Genomic DNA, 26,990 nt, shown 5'->3' on the forward strand with positions numbered 1-26,990 from the left:
TTTGTAAGTAAGTTGAGGTAGTATTACCTCGAAAATACCTTGGGTTCTCTATGGAATTAATATGAATTGAACTGCCCCCTTTTATTATCTTCGGACATCACAACGCAGACTCATAACCGTCAAGTCATCCGATTGCTCAGCGTTCCCGGCATAAGCATCCACATTCGCAATAATGCCTTCCACCATAGCCCTGGACGACAAATTCTTGTTCTTTTCTATAAATTGAAGCAAACGTTCCATTTTATAAAATTTGGCATTCTCGTTCTGTGCTTCAGTGACACCATCGGAATAAAGCACCAATTGCGTGCCCGGGGCAAAATAACAGGATTGCTCCTTGTACTCATAATCGGAAGAAACTCCCAAAGGCAAGTTATCCTCGGTCTTAAACACTTGCACGGAACCATCCGCCTTAATCATGACAGGATAAGGATGCCCCGCGTTACAGAAGCGCAATTGCCGAGTATTCAAGTTCAGGACTCCGGCAAAGAAAGTGACAAACATACTCGTGTTACCATTCCGGATGAGGCTACGGTTAATCACGTTAATAATATAATTCAAGGAAGTATCCAACATTGCCACGGAACGCATTTGGCTGATCGTCGTAGACATAAGCAAAGCTGCCGGAACACCCTTCCCGGAAACATCCCCAATAGCAAACCCAAACTCGTCTTCGTTCAGCATAAAATAATCATACAAGTCCCCGCCGACCTGCTTCGCCGGACGCAATATAGCATGAATATCAATGAACTCGCTCCCCACGGACGGAGTGAACTTCTCCGGCACCATTCCTAACTGTATATCATGGGCAATACGCAATTCACTTTCGATCTTCTCGTTGGCAGTTGTTGTACTCCGCAAGCGTTCTATATACTCGGTTAATTGTTTCTGCATAAACTGGAAAGAATCATACAATTCCCCTAACTCATCCTTGGAACGAATCGTCGGCAGAGAAGTATTGAAATCACCACCCGCAATAGCCCTTGCCGACTCGGAGAAACGTGTCAAAGGTTTTGTAATTCGCCGCACGGCAAGGAAACATACCCCATAAATGAACAACAGCAATAACAAAAAACCAAGTAACATATACATATTAAACTGGTTCAGTTTCCCGAAGACCTGGTCGTAAGGACAGACAACTGCCATATACCAATCCGTGGCAAAGATGCCCGTGTAATACACGTACGACAATGTCTTCCCATCCTTCACGATCATACTCCCACTATTCCCCGCAGCCATTTCATTAACCAACCGGGCAACACCAGGATCCGGTGATTCCTCAGCTGTCCGAAACATATTCATACCGATAGTATCCTCCCCTTCCTTACGCATGATATACCGTCCCTGTTTATCAATAATCACCGTGTAGCTTCCCTCGTAAGGTTTCATTGAATTTGCCAGATTCCTCAACCATTTATTGGTCAGGTCGACCGACAATATTGCGATAAGTTCCCCTTTTTTACCATGAATCGGCACTGCATAGGAAGTAGTTATCACATCGGGATCCCCCGCGTCGCGGTAAGGTTTACTCCAATACCTCGTTTGACGGGCACCCTTATACCAACCTTTTTCAAAATAATTATAATCCTCACTCCCCACCTGCATGGTCTTCACCGTATCACCGCTCATAAAAGAATAAGGTGCAAAATAATGTCCCTTCTGCGGGAAATAATAAGGCTCGAAAGCGATGGCACAACCGAAAATCTCCGCATTCTCCTTTACTATCCGGCGGGTAATAGAAAACAATGAATCCGGATTCTTCACGTACTCCACGATCATCCATCCCAAGTTATCTGGAATTTTTTCCACCTTACTAAGCAAAGAACTCACATTTAAGTTCGCGAGCTCCGCCATCGTCTGAATTTTATCCTCCGCCTCTTTCGATAACGTTTTCGTGGAATAATGATAAAATATCCCAAACAGTATCACGGATAATACTGTAATAAACGAAATTACGTAAAAACTTAATTTTGCAGAAAACGATTTATTATATCGGTCAAACATAATACTTAATCAGTTGGTAAAAATATCCGTCAACTCCAATTCAAGGGCACTAATATACAAAAAAACATAAAACAAACATAAGAAAACTTTTATTCCATACTGCAAAAGTAGGAAAAATAATTTATCCGGACTTCCGTTTAAAAAATTTGCTCTTGTTAAATATTAATACTAACTTCGTCGCAAATTAAAATCGAAAACGTTTTAAAAATTAGCGTGATGTACGATCCATCGGAGTATTATTTCGTTCTGGCCTACATCGTGGGTGTTTTAAAATTATTCGGGGGACTATAAAAAATCGCCCGGGAATCGTTATTTCCGACAAATTATTCCTGCAACGCACGGTTGCATTTGACGAGAAGAAAACAAATAACTTAAAATCAATAATCTTTTTACTATGCAAAAACAACTATTACTAGGTGTTGAAGCTATTGCACAAGGTGCCATAGACGGAGGTATATCCGGCGTGTTCGCATACCCGGGAACCCCTTCAACAGAGATCACGGAATACATTCAAGAATCGAAACAGGCTATCGCCCGCAACGTTCACAGAATGTGGTCAGCCAATGAAAAAACGGCTATGGAAACCGCACTAGGTATGTCTTATGCTGGCAAAAGAGCCTTAGTATGTATGAAACACGTGGGAATGAACGTGGCTGCCGACTGTTTCATGAATGCCGCTATCACCGGGGCTAACGGGGGTATGGTAGTTATCGCTGCCGACGACCCATCCATGCACTCTTCTCAAAACGAGCAAGATTCCCGCATGTACGGTAAATTTGCTTTAATTCCAATCCTGGAACCTTCCAACCAACAAGAAGCATACGACATGACTCGTTATGGTTTCGATTTGTCGGAGAAGTTGGGCACCCCCGTATTATTAAGAATCACAACCCGTTTGGCTCACTCTCGCGCCGGAGTTGAACCTCGTGAGGCAAAGGCTGAAAACGAGATGCGCTTGCCGGAAGACAAACGCCAATTCGTGCTTCTTCCCGCTATCGCTAGAAAGAGATACAAATTACTATTAGACAAACAAATCGCATTCGAAGAAGAGTCTGACAATTCAGCTTATAACAAATATATCGACGGCGCTGACAAATCCATGGGAATCATCGCTTGCGGAATCGGTTACAACTACCTGATGGAAGTATTCGGAGGCAATTGCCCCTACCCGGTAGTGAAAGTAAGCCAATACCCGCTCCCGAGAAAAATGATTACCAAGTTAGCCGAAAGCACAGAGAAATTGCTTGTACTCGAGGAAGGCTATCCTATTATCGAGGAAGCGTTGAAAGGTTATCTGGAAAAAGAATGCGTACACGGACGTTTGGACGGAACACTCCCGAGAGATGGAGAATTGAATCCCGACCATATGGCAAAAGCATTTGGGCTTTCGTCTGTTGAAGGCGCCCCGGTTCCTGAAATCGTAGCTCCTCGCCCACCAGCCCTTTGCGTGGGATGTAGCCACAGGGATGTGTATGCAGCTTTGAACGCTGTCGTTGCCGAATACCCGAACGCTCGCGTGTTCTCTGACATCGGTTGCTACACGTTAGGTGCACTTCCTCCATTCCAGGCTATCAACTCTTGCGTTGACATGGGAGCTTCCATCACGATGGCGAAGGGTGCTGCTGACGCAGGGTTGTTCCCAGCCGTTTCAGTGATCGGCGACTCAACATTTACTCATTCCGGTATGACCGGTCTGTTGGATGCCGTGAACGAGAAAGCAAATATCACCATCATCATTTCGGACAACGAATCCATCTCCATGACCGGAGGACAAGAGTCATCCGCTCTCGGACACTTGGAAGCAATCTGTAAAGGTATCGGTGTTGAGCCAGAACACATCCGTGTACTGCTTCCCGTACCGAAGAACCATGACGAATTGTGCAAGATCATCCGTGACGAAATCGAGTACAAGGGGGTATCTGTCATCATCCCGAGAAGGGTATGTGTCCAAAAAGCCTCCAGAGACGCCAAGAAAAAGAAAAAATAAATTGATCTAAACATTCAGTGATTTAATGATTTATGATTCAGAGATTACTATTATAAATATGAATCACGGAATCGGAAATCACCTAATCACAGAATTATTAAATTTAAAATTCAAAATTATGAAGACAGATATGATATTAGCGGGTGTAGGCGGACAAGGTATCCTTTCCATTGCTGCAGCACTGGGGTCTGCCGCCCTCAACAATAACCTGTACATGAAACAAGCGGAAACTCACGGAATGAGCCAACGCGGAGGTGATGTACAGTCTTTCATGAGAATCTCCGACAAACCGATATTCTCTGACCTGATCGCCAAAGGAACTGCCGACATCATCCTTTCGGTAGAGCCCATGGAAGCGTTGCGCTATTTGCCCTTCCTGAAACAAGGCGGATACGTGGTAACCAACTCTACCCCATTTATCAATATCCCGAACTACCCGGAAGAAGCTACTTTGATGGCAACATTAAAAGCACTTCCCCACCAAGTAATCATCGACGCAGACAGTATCGCTAAAGAGGCTGCCGGAAACGTTCGTGCCAGCAATTTCGTGATGTTGGGTGCCGCTTCTCCTTTCATCGAAATTCCTTTCGAATACCTCGAAAAAGGTATTACTGCCATCTTCGAACGCAAAGGAGCCGATGTAGTGGAAATGAACCTCAAGGCATTGCGTGCCGGACGTGAATTCGCACAAAACTACATTAAATAATCGGATCAATGATGGGGTGCCAAATCAGTTTGACACCCCATCTATTTTACAAAAGCCCTTCCCCTTCCCGGTTAGCAACATTTTTTCTTTATCACTCCTGCTTACAGGAAATTTCAGTTGTCGCAAAATTTGCACCAACCGCTACTGACGGTAAAACATATCAGGTAGAACACTATACTCTTGAGATGTCAAACACCATAAATTCGCAAGCGAAACTAAAACAAAATCCACATCTCACACGTTTAATTTACATTAAACATTAAAATTCAAGGTTATGACAGAGGATTATGAATTAAAAGATGATGTACACCGTCAACAGTATGAGTTCCGCATCGGTAATTATACACCCAAAATAGAGTATATAAAATCAATCAACGGAGAAATTTATCTCACCCACACGGAAGTACCGCACGAACTGGAAGGCAAAGGCATTGGAAGCCAGCTTGTAGAAAAAACGCTTCAAGATATTGAACGCCAGGGATTGCGTCTGGTACCACTTTGCCCCTTCGTGGCTGCCTATATCAAAAAGCATCCCGAATGGAGGCGCATTGTCATGAGAGGTATAAACATCAAATAAATCAAAACAACATGGACAAGAAAATTGAATACACGAACGGAGAGTTAACTATCATCTGGCAACCCAGTATTTGCCAACATTCAGGTATTTGCGTCAAAACACTACCCAAAGTATATAACCCGCAAGAACGTCCCTGGATAAAAATTGAAAATGCAACAACGGAAGAACTAATCGCACAAATCAAAAAATGTCCTTCCGGCGCATTGAGTTACCGGATGAATAAATAAGGTGCCAGAAGTCCATAAAGTCTATTGTTCAAAGCCATAACAACACGATAGACTTTATAATCTAATTCAGAATTATTTACGTCGCCGCAGGACATAACAAACAATAAAAATCAACAGGAAGCAAAGAACAATCGTTGCCCCAGAAGGTAGTTTCAATGCCGCAGATGCAAAAAGTCCGATGATAGACCCCCCGCAACTGACGATCGTGGAGAGTACCAACTGCTTCGTGAAGTTCTTGTAAAACATTCCGGCTATCGCTTGTGGCATTGTTAAGTAAGAGATCACAAGAATAATCCCCGCCAATTTCATGCATAATACAATACACAAAGCTATCAATGCAGTTATACCAACCTCCAATCCATTTAAAGCTACAAAATGAGTCCGGCTGTATTCTTTATCAAAAGCGACATAAAACAAGGGGCGATAAAACTTCGCGAAAAACAAGATAATCGCCAAGCATAGGACTCCGGACAAAATCACCTGTTCTCCCGTCACCGTGAGTATATTACCGAACAAGTATGATAGTAAATTAGGAGCGTATCCCGGAGTTAAATAAATGAACAACACTCCTATCGCCATTCCTGCCGACCAAAAGATCCCGATCAATGAATCTTCTTTAAACCGCTTATTATCCGAAAGGTACAATATACAAAATGCGGCAGCTAAAGCAAACACGGCAGCCCCAAAAAGAGGTGACAAACCCAAGAAATAAGCCAAGCCCAAGCCCCCAAAAGAAGCGTGCGTGATTCCCCCACTGATGAAAACCATACGTTTCGCAACAATATACGTCCCGATCAATCCACAACTCACCCCGATCAATATCGTGCACAATATTGCATTCTGAAAAAAATCGTATCTTAATAATTCAAACACTTTGGTAATTTTAGATTTACAATTTTAGATTCCTATCACACGAAACCCTGCTTTTCTTTTTCAATTTTCAATTGATTTATCGTGATTCAACAGCACCCTATGTGGTACCGTTCCATGAGAGATCAGTTCTATCGGGCAGTTGTATAACTTCAACTGTTCCGGAGTAATCAAATTCGACTCGTGGTAATGCAATCCCCGGTTCACGCAAGCAATGGTCTTCACGTAAGAACAAATAGTTCCCAAATCGTGCGAAACCATCACGATGCTCATTCTCTCATTCAATTCTTTTAACAAAGAATAAAACTCAATCTCGAAATTAGAATCCACGTAAGTGGACGGCTCATCCAATATCAGTATTTTCGGGGAGGATATAATCGCCCGACACAAGAACACCCGCTGCATCTGTCCCCCGGAAAGTTCCCCGATCGGTCGGTTCTTATACTCTCCCATTCCATACTTTTCCAGAATCTCTTCCACCTTCACCCTGTCTGCTTTCGTGTAAGAACGAAATATCCCTTTCTCGGACATCAACCCCGACATCACGACTTCCTTCACGCTGATCGGGAAACGGGCATCAAACTTACTATTCTGAGGCAAATACCCGAACAGTGATTGTTTAGATGTATGATAAACAATTTTCCCGGAAAAAGGTTTTATCAACCCGAGTATAACCTTCAATAACGTTGTTTTCCCTCCCCCGTTCGGTCCGATAATCCCGATAAAGTCTTTCTCCCGAATCGCCACATTCACTCCCTGCAACACGGTTGTCTGCTCGTACCCCGCCGAAATATCCTTCAATTCCAGAATTTCTTTCATCGGTTATTTCATTTTTTGTTCTATAATCTGAAGCAACGATTCCATCTCTTTTTTCCAATCCGCATTCAACGGATCGATAGCAATGACCTCTCCATCAATCTCCCGGGCAACCGATTTAGCATTTGCCACGTCAAACTGATTTTGAATAAATACAATCTTTATGCCTTTTGCCCGACAGGTATCGATCACCGATTTGAGATGTGTCGGGTTAGGTTCTTTTCCTTCATCCTCGATTGCGATCTGTTCCATCCCGTAATCTTTAGCAAAATAGGTAAGTGCCGGGTGGTATATCAAAAAAGTCTTATTCTGCTTTGCCGGAATAATCCGCCGGGCTTCTGCGTCAACGCTGTCAATCTCTTGCTTGAACTGCATGAGATTCTTCTCGAATTCAGCCTTCTTCTCCGGGAACTTTTCAGACAATACTTTACATATCGTCTGAGCCATCATCTCTGCGTACTTTGGCGACATCCACACGTGAGGATCAAAATTAGCCGCGTGGTCATGCTCATGGCTACCATGATCGTGGTCGTGGTCACAAGCCCCTTCTTCCAGATTCATCCCTTCGGATTGCTTCACAAGTTGAATATGTTTCTCCTGCTTCTCCAAAAAAGGATACAAGTTGCTTACCTCGAATGGCAGGTATCCCACGGCAAAATAGATAGAACTATTATGCAAAGCCTTCAATTGCTCGGTATTCAGGTCACTCACGGCAGGATTGGCTCCCGGGGGAATCATCACGTTCACATTCACGTGATCCCCCGCAATACGCTCCACGAAATAACGCTGAGGCAAAATGCTCACGCTGATCGTTTTCTCTCTATCCTTGTTCTCTCCACAAGCCCACAACAAGACTACCGAAATCAAAAATATTCCTATTTTCATTCTGCCGGGTATATCAAATTTTTCTCCTCAATCACGTCCAGTACCTCTGTCAGGTATTTTGCCGCCTCGTATTTCGCCATCGGCAAATTATGTAACAAATAATTTCCACAATCCTTTGCTGCCACACCGGGCACTTCGCCTTCAAAATCACGAATAAAACGGAAGGTCTCCCGCATCAATTCCACGATATCACGAGAGGTCAAATCCCCTTTCATCAAGAAATAATTGCCCGTGCAGCATCCCATTGGTCCCCAGAAGATAATCTTATCGCCCCACGTCGGGTGATTTCGCAAATAAGTAGCGGCAAGATGCTCTATCGTGTGCAACTCACCCTGCCCCAGCACGGGTTCCCGGTTAGGTTCTTTCATGCGTATATCAAACGTCGTGATCACGTCATCCCCCACGTAATCTTTACGGGACACGTAAATTCCTCGTAACAGGCGAAAGTGGTCTATTGTAAAACTAGGTATCTTTTTCATATTCTATTCTTCAGACAAAACGGTAATTAGCTTTCTGATCATCTCGAAAGAACGCTTGGGTGCCTCTTCCCAGAAATTCAAGTATTGATTGTAATGATCTTTCACTCCCGGCGTGTCGCTGATAATACGATAACTCAAGAACGGGACACCACACAAGTAACACACTTGCGCAATAGATGTCGATTCCATGTCTACCGCCAGACCTTCCGGGAAACGCTTTTTAATTTCGATCAACTCCTCCTTGTCCGTCACGAAGCGATCTCCACTGCAAATCAATCCCCCGTAGACATTCCCGTCATGCTCGACGGATAAAGCCTGTTCGTACAACTTCTTATCCGAAATAAAACGAGCTGGCAATCCCTGCACCTGCCCGTACTCGTTTCCCTCGCCGCACCACACGTCGTGGTAAACCATATTCTCCCCGATCACGATATCCATTACCCGAGTCAACGGATCAATTCCTCCGGCAACTCCAGAGTTTACAATCACATCCGGGGCATATTCCCGGATCATCTCTATCGTCCCGACTGCTGCGCATACCTTACCGATACCGCTTTTCGCCAGCACAACTTCGACCTCTCCCATACGTCCTTCCGTGAAAGGGATACCCCGCAGTAAACGTTCTTTTCCCCCGCTAAGTAAAGATTTTACCAGACCGTATTCTTGGGTCATGGCTACAATTATACCGATCTTCTTCATCTTCTTTTATTGAAAAAATGGATTCATACGCTTCTCTTCTCCTATCGTGGTAAAACCACCGTGTCCCGGAATTACCCGAACATCGTCCGGCAACACGAACAATTTCTCCCGGATGCCATTGAGCAACTCGTTCATATCTCCCCCGGGCAAATCTGCACGTCCTATACTTCCCTGGAACAGTACGTCCCCGGCAACAAGCAATTTATCCCGCTCGCTATAAAAACAAATCCCGCCCGGGGAATGTCCCGGCACGTGGATCACTTTCAAGTCCGAATGTCCGAATTTCACGGTATCCCCGTCACGCAGGTACTCGCCCAATGCCGGAGGAGGCGTTATACCCCGTATTCCTAACATGGCAGCATACTTCTCCGCATCTTCCACCCAGAAAGCATCTGCCTCATGAGCCCGTGCCGACAACCCGTACTCGTCCAGCATAAAATTATTCCCGAAAATATGGTCTATATGCAAATGCGTGTTCAACAACGCCACCGGCTTCAAATGATTTTCTTCCAGAAAACCTTTCAACCGTTGTCCTTCCTCTTTCGTGAAACAACCGCAATCAATGACCACTGCTTCCCCCGTCTCGTCATATAACACAACCGTGTTCTCCTGCCATGCATTATTAGCAAATACTTTTATCTTCATCTCTCGTGTATTTTATCTATGCAAAAATAGTACAAAAACGCGAGATAGAGAAAAAAATGCAAAGCTCAGTAATCATGAAATATACATGATAAACTTGCCATCATTCCACGTCAGAATCCCGGATAATTTCCCCGATCGTCGGGACAATCACCTCGCTAGAAGTATGCTCTTTCATTTTCAAGGCATTCTTCACGGGTTCATCCCAAGGGTGTTTCGCCAGAGCGTATTTCGAATGATGTACAGTCAACACTTTTTTCGCTCCTAAATCTTTGGCAATCTGCGCCAAGTACAACGGCATCACGTGAATATACTTCCAATTTTCATTGTACTGCCCGTTCTCGATAACGGCGAGATCGATTCCCGGGAAACGCTTGCCAATCTCGGCAAAATGGGTATCATATCCCCCATCCCCGCCCATGTATATCTTCCGTGACGGACTCTCCACGAGAAAAGATGCCCATAGCGACTGGTTGGAAGACATTCCCCGCCCCGAGAAATGGCGTGCCGGCAGACAATGAATCGTAAACCCTTCGTCCAACCAGGCATCTTCAAACCAATCCAGTTCCACGATACGTTCCTTGCCAAATCCCCAGTGCTCGAAATGTTCCCCAACTCCCAACCCGCAAACCACCTTTCCAATCCGGTCTTTCAACGCCACCACGGTATGGTAGTCCAAATGATCCCAGTGGTCATGCGAGATTACCAGATAATCAATATCCGGCATATTTTCCGGTTTATAAATATCCGTTCCTTGAAAAGGCTTATTAATAAACGACACGGGCGAAGCCATACAAAACACCGGGTCGACCAATATTCTTTTCCCGTCCGTTTGAATAAGATAAGAAGAATGCCCAAACCACACAACCACGTTCTCCTCCAAAGGAATAGCCCGCAATTCTGTCTTCACGGCTGGGACTGCTTTTTCCGGTCGCAACCCCTCTATTCTACGGAATAAAAAATCAATCATCGCCCCGACACGTCCATTGTCGGAGGTAATCATAACGGTTTCGTGCAAATTTTGGAACTGCCCGTCCCGGTAATGAGGCGAACGCTTGATCCGTTCCAAACGTTCTCCCCGGGGAAGCCTGCCAAAACTCGGTTGATTCACGAAAACCAATACACCTGCGACAATAACCGCAATAACAACCAATACAATCCAAATTATCATACGCATTCTATATCTTTTTAATGACCTCATATCATCCCTTCTGAACTACAAACAATATGCCCATTTGTCATTCTTCCCCGACAATCTCCACCTCCTCTAGAAAAAGAGTATAAAAAACAAGGTCCATAAAGAAGCTTCTCCGCAAAGGCAGCCCACTTTATAAACCTTATGAACCTTATAAACTTTACGAACTCCTACGTTCGCAACGTGTCGAATCCCCGACCGTACACTCCCATAACGGTATTCATCGTGAGGAAGGCATCCGGATCTGCCAATTTCGTTACACGCATGATATTTTGCATTTCGCTCTTTCGAGCCACCACGATCAACATCTTGCGAGCCTCTCCCGTGTACCATCCCTGGCAATCGACCACGGTAACACCCCGCTTCAAATCACGAGTAATCAAATCGGCAACTTCCTTGTACTTCATCGAAAAAATTAAAAACTGCACGGACTGCATTTGTCCCGTGAACACGAGGTCAATCGTGTACGAGTTGACTCCCATCACCACGTAACCGTAAATGATCGTGGCGATCTTTGCCGTCGGGTCTACCGTCGTATTTTCCCCGATAAAATAACTACAACCGATAATAAACACGTCGATGTACATGATAATCTTACCGGGACTGATATTCCGGTATTTGTTGATAATCATTGCCACGATATCCGTACCCGCCGTACTGCCCCCGTTGGTAAGCGAGATACCGATACCCGCACCGCACATGATACCGGAAAGCACCGCGCACATGAATTTATCTTCCAGCAACGGCTCGTGTATCAAATTCTGGAACACGCTCAACAGGAACGAACTCATGAAGATCGCATATATCGTCTTGAAGCCAAACCGGGGTCCCAGAATCTTAATTGCGATCGCCACCAACAGAAAGTTGATCACGAAATAGCTATACCCGATAGGAATCACCTCCCCGGAAAGGAAATAAATAATTGTCGAAATACCGGTCACGCCACCGCCTACCATACGGTGTGGCGCCAAAAATGCGGTAACGGCAAAAGTATAAATCAGCAAACCGAACGTGATCAACAAATACGCCCGGACTTCCGCTGCAAACTTATCCCTAGTAATTTTCATTATATTAATTATTTTGCTTTGCCCATGTATCCTTTAACCCCACTGTCCGGTTGAACACCAGCGCGCCGGGCTTAGAATCCTTATCCACACAGAAATATCCCAAACGCTGGAACTGGAAACGATCGCCTTCTTTGGCATCCTTCAAACTCGGTTCCAACTTACACCCTTTCAAAACCCTCAATGAATTCTCGTTCAGGAACTCCTTGAAATCGACATCCTTGTGTCCGGCAGGATCCGGGTCTTTGAACAAACGGTCGTACAAACGTACCTCCGCTTCTATCGCGTCAGGAGCAGACACCCAATGAAGCGTTCCCTTCACCTTCCGGTTACTTGCCGCACCGGTACCACTACGAGTTTCGGCATCATACGTGCAATGAATCGTGGTGATATTCCCATCCGCATCTTTCTCCACGCTCTCGCATTTCACGATATACGCACCTTTCAACCGTACCTCGTTACCAATCGTCATCCGGAAGAACTTCTTCGGGGCAACCTCCATGAAATCATCCCGCTCGATATACAACTCCCGGGAGAAAGGCACCATTCTCGTTCCGGCAGCCTCATCCTCCGGGTTATTCTCGATCTCCACCTGCTCGGTCTGTCCCTCGGGGTAATTATCGATGACCACTCGAACCGGGTCGAGCACAGCCATGACACGAGGAGCGATCTTGTTCAAATGCTCCCGCGCACAGAATTCCAGCAATGCCATATCCACCACGATCTCCCGACGCGCCACACCGACCTTCTCGGCAAAAGCACGAATGGATTCCGGCGTGTACCCGGCACGGCGCAAAGCCGTGATTGTCGGCATACGGGGGTCATCCCACCCGGCAACAATACCTTTCTGCACCAACTCCAACAAACGACGTTTGCTCATCACCGTGTAACTCAAATTACGGCGGGCGAACTCGATTTGGCGAGGACGATAGTCCGTGTCAAACAACTGATCCAAAAACCAATTATATAACGGGCGATGCACCTCGAACTCCAAAGTACAAATAGAATGGGTAATTCCTTCTAAATAATCGCTTTGCCCATGTGTAAAGTCATACATCGGGTAAATACACCATTTATCTCCCGTGCGATGATGTGCCACGTGCATAATCCGGTATAGGATAGGATCGCGCATCAACATATTGGACGAAGCCATATCGATCTTGGCACGCAACACTTTCTCGCCTGCCTGAAACTCGCCTGCCTTCATCCGGCGGAACAAGTCCAAATTCTCTTCCGGCGTCCGATCCCGGTAAGGACTGTTTACTCCCGGCTCTGTCGGTGTCATACGCTGCGCACTAATCACCTCTGCCGGCTGATCGTCCACGTAAGCCTTCCCGTCCATAATCAACTTCTCCGCCCAATCATACAGCTGCTGGAAATAATCTGAAGCGTAATGCGTCTCGCCCTCCCACTGGAAGCCCAACCATTGAATATCTTGTTGTATGGAATCGATATACTCTACATCCTCCTTCGAAGGATTTGTATCATCAAAACGCAGGTTGCACTTGCCGTTGTACTTGGCAGCCAACCCGAAATTCAAGCAAATAGAGGTCGCGTGCCCGATATGCAAATAGCCATTCGGCTCCGGCGGGAAACGCGTGTGTACCCGACCGCCGTTCTTTCCCTCGGCCAACTCCTCCTCAATAATCTGTTCGATGAAGTTCAACGATTTACCTTCACCTTCTTCTTCCACGAGATAATTCTTATCCATACTGAAAATTTTATAACATATTCGGCTGCAAAGGTAATTAATTTATGAGAGTTTTAAAAGTTTCCGTATATTTGCACGCCATGAAATATATATTTTACACCATATTATGCTGCTTCATATCGCTCACGTCGTTAGCACAGAGCGATTTTGGCTACGAGAATCCGGACGAAGAGGATCCCCGGCGTAGCGTTTTTGACCAAGATAGCACGAGAGGAGAACAACGATACGTGAAACCGCAACGGGTAGCCTGGAAGTGGATGCACGACGGGGTATACAAGAAATATATGCCTATGACGGATACCCTCACGGACGGCATTCACAACACGAATCCCATATTCAAACACAGCGTGTCCAACACCTACCTGGGAAACCTGCCCTCGCCTTATATTTCCAACATTTTTATCCTTCGCCCGCTAGGAGAAGATTTCCTGCCGCTCGACCGGATTCGGGATTACATTTTCCGTCCCGAGGATGCGTTGGACTACAATACAGCCACGGCTTTCACCCAAATAAGCTACTTCAACGGTGGTGGTCGGGGCAAAACGGAAGACCGGGTAGACCTGTGGTATATGCAAAATATCAATCCCTTTTGGAACGCCGGATTCCGGTACAACCTCATGTCCGCGGACGGAGCCTACTCTTACCAGAAATCAAAAGCATACAACTTCTCCGTCTTCAGTTCATACGAGAAAGAACGGATTGCCGTTTCCTTCTTTCTGAACCAAAACATGGCACACTTTACCGAGAACGGAGGTATCGAGAACCTTGCCGACATCCGGGACACAGTCCTCGATGCCAAAATCGTCAGTACCAACCTCGCCCTTACCCCCCGCAACAATCTCATGAATTTCAACTTCAGCACGCTGGCACAATACAACCTCGGGAACCCCAAAGCGGTCGTCACCCCGATAGATTCCGTTAAATTCGATACCACGTACACCTACCCGATGAAATTCGCCGTCGCCTTGAAAATAGAGGACAACCGCTACCGTTTCCGGGAAGAAGACGGGGTGGAAACAGCTTTTTGGGATACCACGTATTTGAATTCCTCGAAAAACCAGGACATCATTAATAATCAAAAGTACGAGATCGACGCTAAATTCGTGTTGAACGAGCATCCAAAATACAAATACCTGCCGGGCGTGTATGCCGGGTTGAAATTCAAATACCTGAAATACGACCAGCGTGTATCCTTGGATACTGTCAACAACCGGGCAACAAACAAATACACGGGTACCTACCTCACAGCGGGCACGTTCAACATGGATTCGACTACCCTATTTAACTTTGATATCTGGGGAAGTTTCTGTCTGGCGGGAGAATATTCTGCAGACTATGCCCTAGAGGGAAGAATAATCCAATACCTGAGCCGGAATAGAAATTCATCCGTGACGGCATATGCCCTATTGGAAAGCACTACCCCAAACCACTACTACAACCAATACGTGGGAAACCATAATAAATGGGAAACAAATTTTTCCAAGGTACACGCCTACAATATAAAAGGACATTACAACAACAAACGCCTCCGCACGGAAATCGGGGTAGCCTTGAATAACACCAAAAACTATATTTATTTCGACACGACAGCTTATCCCCGCCAGTACGACGGCAATTTAGTGGTTTTCACGGCATGGGCAAAACAAGTCTTCAAACTGGGAAACTTCTACTTTGACCAAAAAGTGTATTACCAGATCTGTAACAAGGACGAGATATTGCAACTCCCACAAGTAGCCTTGTACTCGCACAACTATTACCAAAACCGTTTGTTCAAAAAAGTACTGGGTCTGCAATTCGGTATAGACTTGTTCTATAACACCGCATTCTATGCCAATGCTTATGACCCGAGTATTATGCAATTCTACAACCAGGATATCGAGAAAACTGGTAATTACCCCAAACTAGACGTATTCCTCACGTTAAACATCAAACGAGCCGACCTGTTCGTGAAATACGAGCACTTTAACGACTTTTTGGGAAGCCGCAACTTCTTCTCCGCCTATACCTACCCGATCAATCCCGCTAAAGTGAAATTCGGTATCCGGTGGAATTTCTTCGATTAAGGATTCCTTATCTATATCCCGATCATTTCCGCGTCACTACCCCATCATCACCTCGCACATACGGTGATGATGGGGTAGTGACGCGGAAATGATCGGTTTTCAATCAAGCCATATCCCCGTAAAAAGGCTGTGCCGTGAATCCTTAATCACGGCACAGCCTCTTTACATTAATAATGTTTACAAATCGATCGTCACTGTTCCTGCACCGCTTTCAAATCCGGATTCCGGAACAAATCGGATAAACTTACCACATCGGCATGGTAAATCTTGCCCCCCTCCGAACGGTAATGTACCCAAATTCTCGTTCTCTCCCAGTCGTAACGATACTCCTTGCGCAAACGTAACGTGTATTGCCCGTTCTCCCCGATGGTCATGCTACCGATACGCGGCGAACCGCCCTCCACTTCAAACGTCACGAAAGCGCCCGCCGGGACATTAGCGTACGAGATGCCGTCCTCGCTGTATTGAATCCTTCCCGTGATCGGCTCGTTGTCAATCGTGAAAGACTGTTGCTCGAAAGCCACCACATCAGCCTCCGCCGACAACGTGATCTCCCCGGCACTCACGATAGACTTCGTTTTAAAAGCCAACACCTTGTGTTCGCCTCGCTGGTCTGCATCCGGTTCGTCGGGATTCAACGTCACGTTCGGGTTACGGACATCCTTGATGGCCACTTCATCCGTTCCGATCCGGTTATCATCCCGATCGGCTTTCACGACCAGCACGAAGCATCCCGCTTTCTCGTCGTAATAGAAAATATCCCCGGTGTAAGCACCTCTCCGCTCCTCGTCGATCTCTAGCATCGGGGCATCGATATATACCTTGAATTCGGTACCGAACGGATCTGCCGATTTATTATCCGTCCCCCGGAAACTCGTCACGTCAAACTCCACGTTTACGGGCTGCCCCACCTCGTAAGTCCAACTTTCCGACTCCACGAAATTTCCAGCGCCATCGCCAATCGAAACCTTGCCCGAGAAACGGAACGGGTTATAATTTGCCAACTCGAAAGTGATTGAACGGTAATGGTTGCCGTTGTACTCGTAATGCTCCTCCGGGTTTGCCTCGTTCGAGGCTACTCGAATCACCTCCGCACTATTCGCCCGGTTGGTTTTCAAGTATATCTTATATTCGCTCCGGTTCTTTTTCCCGTCTATCGGGGTGAACGAGAACACGCGTCCGCCCGTGCCCCAGCTGCTTGCGCCCGCTTCTTGGAAATCACACTCCTTATTGCCGGCACCCCCGGGGATCTCATCGTCATCCAAGCGGGTCAGGTTCTGCGAGTAAAGCAAAAACGCATCGTCATTGCCGGATGCCACCGGCTGTCCCGTGCTCCCGTCCCTCAACTGAATTTCAAAATTCACTGGCGCATTTTTTTTCTGCGGTACCAGACAATAGTAAACCGTCTCGCCATTAGGCATCTCGTCGTCCAAAGTACTGCCATCCACGCTAATCAACCCGTCAAGCGTGATGTAGTAATTATTCTCGCTAAAAGGGAACACTTTCTCCAGCCGCGTGAAGTTATCTGCCTCTATCGTGATCGTGCCGCTCTTGTACCCGCCTTGCCCGTCTCTCTCGGGTTTTAACACAGTATTAAAATACACCCGCTGTACCCCCGTGTGCGTAGCCTCGTACACGAACTTGAAATTCCAATCGTCCTCCCCGTTGAAATCGCCCGGGCTATTGATCGGCGTGACGGTGGACAATTGCTGTCCGGTGGATTGGCGCACGTTCAACCAATCGGCACCGATCTTCACGCGTAACGGGAGCAATTCCCGCGGGAAATCCTCCGGGATTGAGAACATCAAGGTCACCGGTTGCCCTTCCATGTCGGCATAAATCTGGGTGGATACCCACGCCGGCGAAAAAGTAAAGTCGCGCAACGTGATCACTTTAATCGTACGCTGCAATTTACCCGCTTTCACCCGGATAATCCCCTCGCGTTTCGCCTCATTCGCGCTCAACTGGTTCAACGAGATGGTCAAGGTACCCACGCCCGTGTTTCCGTCATATTCGGTGCGAATAGTTTCCCCGGCTACCGTCGTGGCTGTCACCCATTGCACGTCGGGTACCTCGCTTGCGGACACCGGCTCATACACCCCGCTTGCGTTCTTCTTCTCGTATTTGTAATTCACCGTCACCGATTGCGGCATCGTTCCCGGGAATACCACAAAAGTTTCGTCCACGCTCAAGCGGTACGTTCCATCCGAAACCTCATTAATATCATCGGGAATGGAGATCCACACGTTGTTGGTGGGCGTACCCTCCAACGCCTCCCCGAAAGTCGCGTAACCGTTTGTGAGCGGTCCCATGATCGTGATATTATACGAGTGGTTGCGACGCACCGGAAGCGTCTCGGCATTATCATCCAACAACAACACGCGGTAATACAAGGCGTTCCCGCCTCCCGCGGGAATCCCGTGCAATATCACGCTCAACGGGTTGGAAATATCATTCAGGCACTCCACTGCATACTCGGGGTTCAGGTTCAACGAACCGTCCTCTTCTCCTTTCAGCGTCTGTTGTTCTGAGGCAGAAGGCAAAGAAAGATACCCGTCCGCTCCTCGCGACCACTCGAAATTTCCGGCTTCCGCGTTGTAGGGAGCCACAGTCCCGAAAGCGTTCGTGTTGTGCAACGTGTAACCAAGTACCTCGACAAACCCGTTGTTTTCCGGGTTCATGACTTGAATCCGGGCTTGATTGCGCACCATCTCTATCTTGTCGCCCAATCGCCCTAAAGCCGCAGCCATATCATTTTCTCCCGGCTGACACTCCACGCGCTGCCAATAGATCATGCGTCCCGGGGAAGCCACCAACGTCGCCATCAACTCCGTCTCGTGCTTGCCTCCCATTTCTATCTCGTTGAAACCTGTCAAGTTCTGGTTCGCCACGAAATGAATGATCCGCGTATAATCGGGCACATTCGCCGAGAACGTTCCGGTCAGGGAAGCGTTCACGCCCGGATCCACACCCCCCGGCACGATTTCCGCCTTTACCGTCGAGATAAAAGCCCCCGATTCCGAGAAACAAAAAAGATACATGTCTTGAATACCTCCCCCGTCCGAGTCCACGCTCCGGGAAACCACTTGCTGCATCTCCGGCACGTCTGTCCCGAACCGGATTGCCACGTACCCATCAGGCACGCGTTCCCCGCTATCCCCGTCCAACTCGTCGCGGGAACATGCCGTCGCCAGCAACACCAGCAGGCTCACGACCATTCTCCATATCAATCGTTCTGTCATAACCGTTTATTTTTTAGTCTCTTTATTTTCATAATGGTCTCGCACGCAACGGATGGCATTCCCATTACTATTCCAATGAGGGTTTTTTACAAATCCTCCAGCACTCATGTATTCCTCTGCATTTAACAAATAATCCATCGCATCAGTACCCTGGTTCGAAGTCCCTTGGTAACGCATGATAATCAACAACTCCGCCTTTGTCGGCAAACGCCAGTCATCCAAAACGACTGCCGGCAAAAAATCACCATTTTTATCTTTCAACCTATTCCCTTTTTCATCTCTTGGGTAATACACCTCTACATAATTTGCACAATGGCTTGCAGCCTGCTTATAAGCATCATCCACATTATTAGGCAACTCCCCGTTAATAAATCCTAAACGCGAAGCAATCATAAAAGACGGCGATACCAAATTGTTGTTTGCATCATCTTGCAACGTATATCCCCTTTCATCCTTACGAGGAATTCCTAACTCATAAGTTACATTAGGATGAACCTTGTCAAACTCCGTATCGGCAGGAAACTCCGGTAATGCCGAAGAATTGATTTGTACATGATACATCCGGGGATTACCACTGGCTTGAGCTGTCGTTGTATTAGGAGTAGGTCCCCAGTAATATGAAATAGTATAAGACTGTTTATAACCGTTATTACTCGGTTGTTCCGCAACTTTAGAAGCAAAATAACCATCTATGTTATATCCTCCTCCCCACCCCCTAGTTGGTTCCGTTGCATAAGTCCAAATATCTGTACTAGAATTATATGTTCTAGCAATCATATTTCTCGGTGTTTTATTCAAATTCTCATAGTTATATCCGCCAAAATCTTCCCGATAAGAATACCATCCGAAATAATACGTGATATACTCCTGCGGATACTGCTTGACGGTCACGGTAATCGGATCGCACTCGTCATCACCGTTCCATACCTCGAACTCGATATACCGGATCAGGTTATTGGTCGGGACTGGGCTGTAAATATCGAGCTTCCCGTTTAAAGTCTCATCGGGAGTAATCTTGATCTCGTTTGAAATATTAGTCGGGACCGCCGTTTCTACCCCATATTTATTATAGAAATAAGCTCTTACATTACGAACCTGCACCTGGCTCGAGGAAGAAAACATCAACGAGGTTCCATCTTCCGCCAAGTTAAACATCTCCAGTTCGTGCTCGTTCAAGGTCAAATAGTGCGGCTCCACCGAACCGCCGATTTCCAACCCAACCTCTTCCCACGGTACCACGGAATAGTCGATATCTTTCAAAGGCGTTTCCCTGCCGGGCGTGTCCGCCCCAGCACCACGTAAAGTCACCCTCACGCGGTAAAAGTAATTCGGTTTCAAAAGCGTGCCGTTCGTCACGGGAATCGTGTAATAATTACTTACCGTCGGTTCCGTCGCATAGGAGCGCGAAGCATTGTCGTAAGCCAAGTAAGGCACTTGCACCACCAAGTGAGTCATGTTCCCGTACAAATCTCCCCCGTCAGTCCAGTTATTCGAGTAAGAATACGTTGTGAGCGTGATGGTACGGACATCCCCATCCCCTGTCGGTCCGAAAACAATGTTTCCCGCGTAAGGCGCCGCTTTCCGGGGTGTCGCCCCGGCGGGCAAGGTAGCGGCATCCGCCTCCGGAAACACAAAAGAAGTCGCCAACCAATTGTTCAATTGAAAAGTATTAGAAGACGAGCGGTCGGCAAAGCGGAAACGGTAATCATCTCCCTCGTCATCCGTGCCATTCGTATTCATCCCCTCCACCAGCGTAACCTCGATCTTGGCTGCGGCACGGGCTAAACCGATCTCCACCACGGTATTCTCGTCCGATTCATCGTTCAAGACCACACTCTCCGCTTTGCCACTCATCAAGAAAGAACCGTTCTCCCCCAAGGGGTCGAGCTGGTACAAGAGACTGTTCCCCGCCGAAGTCTCCGTCACGCGCAACAAGTCGGACAACGTCGTCACTTCATTCAACGGGGTACTCGGGTTCACGCTGTTTGCCACCAGGTAAATAGAATACTGCTCCCTGACGCCGAAGTCCGACTTCGCCTTGTCCAACACCGCCGAGCCTCCCGCGGGGGCCACCGACTCGTGGTAATCCCGTTTGCCGTCTGCCGTGAAGATGAAGACATCCAGTTTTTCCAACTTGCTCTCGAGAGACGTGCCCTCCTCCTTCACCGCCCGGGCTATTTGCTCACGCTCCGAGGCTATGCGCAGGACGATTCGGTCCCTGCCCTCGTCCGGGACAGCCAATTCCCCGTCCCGGCTACATCCAGCCAACAGCAACACTGCCAGCAGTACTCGAATGATACGATTATTAATTCTATCCATATATCTTTCCTAATTCGTCATACACTATCATTGTTATCCTACGGCTGCTGGGATACGCGTTTTATCGTGATCTCGGACTGGCTATCATCAGTCGCTGGCCATTTTCTTTCCGGGTTTATTAATAACGGTTCAAACTCCCCGGTCAAAGAACGCGAGGTGACCTGCAACGACACTTCATCTCCCTCACCGGATTGGTCCGTCGGCCACACCGTGATATAATACGTTCCTTTCGGGAGCGCCCCGCTCGGCATCACCTCGTTGTCGTCTCTACGCGTTACCGCCATCTCGAACTTGTTGCCCCCGCCCACCAGTGTCGGCGTCCACGAGTGGTTGCTCTGCATGTCGAACACGAATGTTACGGACCCTTCCCGCTGGTAGGGATAATTCACCTCCACGTCCGAATACCACACGTCCGTGCTATAGTCGCCTTCCGTGTAGGGTGCGCTTGAATACGTGGGATGCGCCCCGCCGTCCAACTCGTACACGTCCTCCGCGTTCCACGGCAACACGCTATACGCAATCTCTATCACCCCGCGGTAATCCACCCAGCAGAATACCCGGTAATTACGCCCTCGCTCAACCGGCGGCAAATAAATGTCTTTCGTCTTTTCTGTCCCCCCGTTCACGGAATAGACCACACGCACCACGTTGCCCCCGGCATCACCTTGCACATCGGGGTTTTGGGATCCCCGGTTATTCTCGAACAAAAACACGTTATCGTTCATCAAGTCGTAATCGCCGGCGTCGGTCGTCCGTGCCGCTAAACTTTTTGTCACCTTCCCCTCGTTCAATAACTCGACCGGTATATCCGTGCCGAAAGAAGGAATATCTTGCAATTTACCGGGTTCAGGCGGGAACACGTAATTCTTCTCCAACAACCCCGCACTCAACAACGTAGCGGAACGTACGACCAGACCGTCCGCCGTTACGTTAGGTCCCTTGGCAAAATAAAGCTCCAGTTTCCCGCAAGGATACTTCAGCAGAAAGGGCGTGTTGTCCCGAACGAGCCAATGCCCCTCGTGTCCCGGGACCGTATTCTCTTCATAATCGTCCATGGACAATGTCCTGCTATCCTTGCAAACCATAGGCAATTTGTTATTATTCACCACAAGCCCGAAAGCGATATCGTCCAACTCCCCAGCGGTCATTGTTTCTCGAAAATTCAACGGACGATTGTTCATCGTCACGGCACCTTCATCCGCGACCAAGTAATACGTCATCGTCTGCTCCCCGCCTACCACGACTTGCTTGATATCCACCAGACAACTCCCGGCGACGATCTCTTCCCCCGTGAATTGCTTGTAACCGATCCTTTGGCCCGCGGCGGAAAAAACATACACCCGCAGCGATTCAAACGCCGTTCCATCCGGATGGGCGGCACGCGTCCCCACGTTCATCTGCACGGTCACGTCACGAGTCTCCTTACCTTCCGGCTCCTCGTCCGCGCAACCGGAGAAGATACCAGCGAGCAACGCCGCTAAAAATATTCGTTTCATATTCTGCATAATCGTCTCGTTTAAAATTCAGGTTTCACCATCTCGATATACCACTCTGGTACACTCACTTCCACGTCGGCATTCTTAAACTCGAAGCGAATGGCTATCAGTACCTCGTTCCTCGTGCAATCGATCATGGGATTGGCAGCCAGGAAGTCGGCGAGATTCACCTTCGCCATCTCTTTCCCCCCGGCATTGCGCACGCAAACGTCCACCACCGAGTGATCCTTGTGGCGCATTATATGGGATAGAGCACTTTGCAGCCCGTCTTTATAATCACAGTCCAACACGTAAGTTGTCGCTTCACCTCCCGCCACGTTCTCGAAAGTCGTGTAAGGCAAAACATTGCACAACTCAATCGTCAAATTTGATTCGGCAGGAACTCCCGCCACTTCCACCGACACTTTGTAGTGAGCACTCTCGAACTCCTGTGTCCAGTGTTGATCCTCCTCCGTCACCACCACTTCCAGCGACGCGTAATAAAGCGGATCATTCCCGGAAATTGTCTTCCGGGTAAAATACTCCTCGGCAGCGCAATACATCTTGTCGCAATCACCGCACGTCAAATCATTCGTTCGCGTGTTCCGCATATTTCCGAAACACACCACGCGATACCTCCCCGGAGCCAAGTCCGGCATCGTCACGCCACGTTGAGCAACCTCCTCTTTCGTCAACTCCCTCGTCGTTACAAGTTGTTCGTTCTCGTCGAAAACATACATAACCACTTTCTCGATCTTCTCGTTGAAGATCTCGGTAGTTCCGTCGCCCTTGTAACTCAACGACAAGGTGTTCACGCTGTACTTCGGGCAATCATCCAAATCCTCCTTGATACAACTACCGAACATCCCTACCGCCAGTAGCATGAATAAGACATCCTTTATTAATTTCATACCTGTATGTTTTTCTTTTTTTAGTTGGAGAGAACGGGAGGAGTCTTTACCTCCCGCCTCTCGCCATCAATTATTATTTCCGCTCTCGAAAGAACTTTATCAGAATGCCGGGGTTACGGGAACGATTTCCCACGCAACAACATCAACTGTCACGTCAACGCATTTTTGCGGTTGCTCAAACACGGTATCATCAAAAGTGAAATTTAACTTGTAAATCTTTCCGGCAGCGAAGTCGGTCAACACCGCATTCTCTCCATTTTTTATAAATCCTTTGGTTACAACAAAAAGAGGCATATTGTCACCCACAACCTGCAAAACGAATTCCGGTTGAGTATCACCATTACCACCATATACATGATAGTAGAACGGGGCAGTCACATGATCATCCGTGTTGCTCTCCGGAGTCAACGTTGCGTCCAAGACATCATGACTCCATCCCGGTCTGGTTCCGTCTACCAAGAATTTCATGATATTCCCCTCATCCGTATCTGCTTTGGACAAATCAGCAGATGTAATTGTACCCGAGATTGTTGCTTGCTTGTAGTAATTATTAACTGCAATTTGTTTCAATTCGATTGCAGAATACTTCGCCGGATCACTAAAGTTACAAGTAAAACCGGCAATCTCGAAACGAGCAATCAACGGTACCACATTTACGCTTGCCTGATACAAGTTTCCATGGTCTTCGTTGTTCTTGAAAGTCAATTCTTCTTCTCCCCATAAGACCAATTTCTCAATATCTTGTTGGTCATCGATTGATTTTTTCAATGCGGTCAAATCAGTATAAGTATTCACGTTCGTGAAATCCAAACTATTAGCTTGCGCATTACCGACAACGATCACTTTATTCACGCTATAAGGCAAAAAGTGAAATTGTATTTCCTCCGGAAGCTGGTTATTTGTAATAGTAAAGGCATGTTCCGTAGTTTCTCCCGCAATTGATTTTCCTTCATACAAATTTGTACCATCCGTGAAGAACACGTGAAAATCACTAATTGTTGCTTTCACGGTACCTCCATCCGGGGCTACAGGCACTCCGTTTCCGGATCTCGCTGAAATGGCTTTCACGTTCGCCAATTTCAAACTCACACTTTTCGGGGCTTTACTCGTTTCTTTCCCGTCATTCTTGTCACAAGCGACAGCTCCTAGAGCCATCAATGCAACCAGCACTAACTTGTTCAATTTCATAGATTTCAATTTAAAATGTTGGACTAAAAGTTAATTCAAACTATTTATGTTTAACAATTATTTGATTTGTTGTAGATTTTTCTCTGCTCCGGCATGTCCGGCACGGATTGCTTTTTCGAACCACTCGATGGCAATTTCTTCCTCTTCCATCATCATGTAGCAAACCCCGATAGAATTGAAAGTGCGATCGTCATTCTTGTAAGGCTCCAGCATCTTCAACGCCTCGGCGTACTTCCCAGCACGGATCAACTCGTTGGCGGCATTCACGGCGTCTGCCGCCTTGTCGCCCAACACGTCATAGAATACCGACACGTAGCAAGCGTTGCGCAATCCCGGGTAGAACTCCTTCAACATATAGCGGTAAGGTTTGCCCCCCGCCAATTTCATCAACGCGGTTTTACGCCCCGCGCCTAACGATGCATCGTCAAGGATACCCAACACTTCGTCACGATATTCCATGTCTGATGCCGCCACCAATTGGCGCAATCCATCCCAGTTCTCGACACCGTTGACCAACACGAAATCCTCGTCACGCAAATCCGGTAACTCTTTTTGGACATAATCTTTCAACGCCCGGGCACGCCCTTCTCCCAAACGCGTATTTAATGCTACCCCTCCCTCGGGCGAAGCGAATCCCGTGATTTCCACGCCTTGCAAACGCAATTTTTCCCTATCGCCAATCTCACGAATCCCGGCTATAATATCATCCAACGTTTTCTGGTTCCCGTACTTGTCGGCGTGCAACACAGTCTTCGACACGGGGAAAAACACTTTCATTTCCTCCCTGAAGTTCCAGCGTTTCTTCGCTTCCAGCACTTCGAAGTTTTTCGCTGCCGGGGTAACAGGAATTACTTCCGGTTCCGGGGCAACGTATACAGGACCAACCGGAACTACTTGATCGCCATCACAACATTCACATCCACACCCTTCCAAGTGATAAGCTATTCCCAAACCCGCCGATTTCATCCAACGCTCGTAACGTGCCGACTCGGCATACACCAACGTGGCGCCTTTCAATTTATTATACCCCTCCAGAGTCCAATCACGGTTTCCCGCCAGTGTTTGTTCCTGCCGCTCCCGTTTGTAACGGATTTTCCCGTATAACTGTGCAGGCGCCAACCACAGAGTGTCCACGCCCGAGTACAAGTAAGGGCGAAGCACCATTTTCTGGCGGCTACGGACATATCCCGGCGTTTCGCGTATCTCGAAACGCACCTCAACATCCCGTTTCTGTTTCTTCACCGAAGAATTTTCCACCTTCACCTGGGAGAAAGCCTCTCCCGACAAGAGTACCAGCAAACAAGCCAGCAATATATTTCTCGTTCTCATAATTTTCCGTCTATTTTATCATGTAAACTAATGTAAGCCCCGCCTTTGTCAGGTTCCAACGCCCTTTCGTGTTGTTGCCCCGGAAAGAACCGCATTTCTCGCAATCGTACGCGTCATAGTCGAAATAAATATAACCTCCGCCGACTGTCGCCTCCAAGTTCCAGCGCTTGCCCAGTATCCACGAGTAACCATAAGAAATACCTCCCAATAACGCCCACCCCTCGTAACGATGATCTTTCACTCGTTTAGGCAAAAAAGGAATCCGATAACCGCTAAAATTAAATTCGGAGAACCCGGCATGAATACCGAAAAAATGCCCTTGAAACTTCTCGCACAGCCAATACCGCAACTCAGGTTGTACCAAGTAATGCTTAATTTTTTTATTCTTGCCCTTGTTTAAAGTCCTAGGGTTATAATTTCCCGACAAATCAAACGTCCACCGGGGAGCAAGCCCGAATTCCACTCCTAGATTAAATGTAGTTGTCACGTCATACAATAAATTCGTTTTTACCCCCCACTTCTGGGCAAAAGCAAAGGTTGTCATTCCACTCATGAACAAGAGCAATATACATTTCCTGACAACCGAACTTGAAAAAACATCATG

General features: G+C 47.3%; 22 protein-coding genes. 5 read left to right on the plus strand and 17 right to left on the minus strand.

What is annotated here, in order from left to right:
* Positions 1-84: 84 nt before the first annotated feature.
* Entirely contained in the window at positions 85-1,926 is a 1,842-nt protein-coding gene (locus BN8899_RS02375; RefSeq protein WP_169503656.1) for a SpoIIE family protein phosphatase, read from the minus strand.
* Between the two features lie 469 nt (positions 1,927-2,395).
* Here BN8899_RS02375 and BN8899_RS02380 point away from each other — a divergent pair, with 469 nt between their 5' ends.
* The 4 genes from BN8899_RS02380 to BN8899_RS02395 all read left to right on the plus strand — a co-directional run bounded on the left by BN8899_RS02380 (position 2,396) and on the right by BN8899_RS02395 (position 5,498).
* Positions 2,396-3,988, plus strand: a complete 1,593-nt coding sequence (locus BN8899_RS02380; protein ID WP_065218154.1) for a thiamine pyrophosphate-dependent enzyme — start codon at positions 2,396-2,398, stop codon at positions 3,986-3,988.
* Positions 3,989-4,106: 118 nt separating this feature from the next.
* On the plus strand, positions 4,107-4,694 hold the full coding sequence (locus tag BN8899_RS02385; protein WP_065218321.1) for an indolepyruvate oxidoreductase subunit beta: 588 nt from the start codon (positions 4,107-4,109) through the stop codon (positions 4,692-4,694).
* A 274-nt stretch (positions 4,695-4,968) separates the two neighbouring features.
* Complete coding sequence (locus BN8899_RS02390) at positions 4,969-5,271, plus strand: GNAT family N-acetyltransferase (protein ID WP_018338486.1); 303 nt, start codon at positions 4,969-4,971, stop codon at positions 5,269-5,271.
* Positions 5,272-5,282: 11 nt separating this feature from the next.
* The gene (locus BN8899_RS02395) at positions 5,283-5,498 is read left to right on the plus strand and encodes a (4Fe-4S)-binding protein (protein WP_018338485.1); all 216 of its coding nucleotides are present in this window, start codon (positions 5,283-5,285) and stop codon (positions 5,496-5,498) included.
* 72 nt (positions 5,499-5,570) lie between these two features.
* Here the strand turns inward: BN8899_RS02395 and BN8899_RS02400 are convergent, their stop codons facing one another.
* From BN8899_RS02400 to BN8899_RS02440, 9 genes are all read right to left on the minus strand, one after another.
* The gene (locus BN8899_RS02400) at positions 5,571-6,371 is read right to left on the minus strand and encodes a metal ABC transporter permease (protein ID WP_065218155.1); all 801 of its coding nucleotides are present in this window, start codon (positions 6,369-6,371) and stop codon (positions 5,571-5,573) included.
* A 60-nt stretch (positions 6,372-6,431) separates the two neighbouring features.
* Entirely contained in the window at positions 6,432-7,187 is a 756-nt protein-coding gene (locus BN8899_RS02405; protein ID WP_065218156.1) for a metal ABC transporter ATP-binding protein, read from the minus strand.
* Between the two features lie 3 nt (positions 7,188-7,190).
* Positions 7,191-8,069, minus strand: coding sequence for a metal ABC transporter solute-binding protein, Zn/Mn family (locus tag BN8899_RS02410; protein ID WP_065218157.1), 879 nt, complete (start codon positions 8,067-8,069; stop codon positions 7,191-7,193).
* A complete protein-coding gene (locus BN8899_RS02415) occupies positions 8,066-8,548 on the minus strand; it encodes an S-ribosylhomocysteine lyase (protein WP_065218158.1) in 483 nt (160 codons plus the stop codon). The genes BN8899_RS02410 and BN8899_RS02415 overlap by 4 nt, the downstream gene beginning before the upstream one ends.
* 3 nt (positions 8,549-8,551) lie before the next feature.
* Complete coding sequence (locus tag BN8899_RS02420; protein ID WP_065218159.1) at positions 8,552-9,247, minus strand: 5'-methylthioadenosine/adenosylhomocysteine nucleosidase; 696 nt, start codon at positions 9,245-9,247, stop codon at positions 8,552-8,554.
* Positions 9,248-9,253: 6 nt separating this feature from the next.
* The gene (locus BN8899_RS02425; RefSeq protein ID WP_018338479.1) at positions 9,254-9,892 is read right to left on the minus strand and encodes an MBL fold metallo-hydrolase; all 639 of its coding nucleotides are present in this window, start codon (positions 9,890-9,892) and stop codon (positions 9,254-9,256) included.
* Between the two features lie 100 nt (positions 9,893-9,992).
* Positions 9,993-11,066 carry an MBL fold metallo-hydrolase gene (locus tag BN8899_RS02430; protein WP_304456959.1) on the minus strand — a complete coding sequence of 358 codons (1,074 nt, stop codon included), beginning with the start codon at positions 11,064-11,066 and terminating at the stop codon, positions 9,993-9,995.
* Positions 11,067-11,254: 188 nt separating this feature from the next.
* Entirely contained in the window at positions 11,255-12,151 is an 897-nt protein-coding gene (locus tag BN8899_RS02435; RefSeq protein ID WP_018338477.1) for a YitT family protein, read from the minus strand.
* A 4-nt stretch (positions 12,152-12,155) separates the two neighbouring features.
* Entirely contained in the window at positions 12,156-13,859 is a 1,704-nt protein-coding gene (locus BN8899_RS02440) for a glutamine--tRNA ligase/YqeY domain fusion protein (RefSeq protein WP_065218160.1), read from the minus strand.
* Between the two features lie 80 nt (positions 13,860-13,939).
* Between BN8899_RS02440 and BN8899_RS02445 the strand changes: the two genes are divergently transcribed.
* A complete protein-coding gene (locus BN8899_RS02445; protein ID WP_065218323.1) occupies positions 13,940-15,922 on the plus strand; it encodes a putative porin in 1,983 nt (660 codons plus the stop codon).
* A 191-nt stretch (positions 15,923-16,113) separates the two neighbouring features.
* Here the strand turns inward: BN8899_RS02445 and BN8899_RS02450 are convergent, their stop codons facing one another.
* From BN8899_RS02450 to BN8899_RS02480, 7 genes are all read right to left on the minus strand, one after another.
* Positions 16,114-19,164, minus strand: coding sequence for a BACON domain-containing protein (locus tag BN8899_RS02450; protein WP_065218161.1), 3,051 nt, complete (start codon positions 19,162-19,164; stop codon positions 16,114-16,116).
* A 6-nt stretch (positions 19,165-19,170) separates the two neighbouring features.
* Positions 19,171-21,483 (minus strand): fimbrial tip adhesin FimD, encoded by a 2,313-nt coding sequence (locus tag BN8899_RS02455; RefSeq protein WP_065218162.1) that lies wholly within the window; start codon positions 21,481-21,483, stop codon positions 19,171-19,173.
* Between the two features lie 38 nt (positions 21,484-21,521).
* A complete protein-coding gene (locus tag BN8899_RS02460; protein ID WP_065218163.1) occupies positions 21,522-22,988 on the minus strand; it encodes a hypothetical protein in 1,467 nt (488 codons plus the stop codon).
* A gap of 11 nt (positions 22,989-22,999) precedes the next feature.
* On the minus strand, positions 23,000-23,869 hold the full coding sequence (locus tag BN8899_RS02465; RefSeq protein ID WP_065218164.1) for a FimB/Mfa2 family fimbrial subunit: 870 nt from the start codon (positions 23,867-23,869) through the stop codon (positions 23,000-23,002).
* Positions 23,870-23,968: 99 nt separating this feature from the next.
* The gene (locus BN8899_RS02470) at positions 23,969-25,057 is read right to left on the minus strand and encodes a hypothetical protein (protein ID WP_065218165.1); all 1,089 of its coding nucleotides are present in this window, start codon (positions 25,055-25,057) and stop codon (positions 23,969-23,971) included.
* A gap of 57 nt (positions 25,058-25,114) precedes the next feature.
* On the minus strand, positions 25,115-26,386 hold the full coding sequence (locus tag BN8899_RS02475) for an OmpA family protein (RefSeq protein WP_065218166.1): 1,272 nt from the start codon (positions 26,384-26,386) through the stop codon (positions 25,115-25,117).
* 10 nt (positions 26,387-26,396) lie between these two features.
* Positions 26,397-26,939 carry a DUF3575 domain-containing protein gene (locus BN8899_RS02480; RefSeq protein ID WP_082986871.1) on the minus strand — a complete coding sequence of 181 codons (543 nt, stop codon included), beginning with the start codon at positions 26,937-26,939 and terminating at the stop codon, positions 26,397-26,399.
* Positions 26,940-26,990: the final 51 nt, after the last annotated feature.

This window comes from Butyricimonas sp. Marseille-P2440, assembly GCF_900091675.1.
GTDB classification, from domain to species: Bacteria; Bacteroidota; Bacteroidia; order Bacteroidales; family Marinifilaceae; genus Butyricimonas; species Butyricimonas synergistica.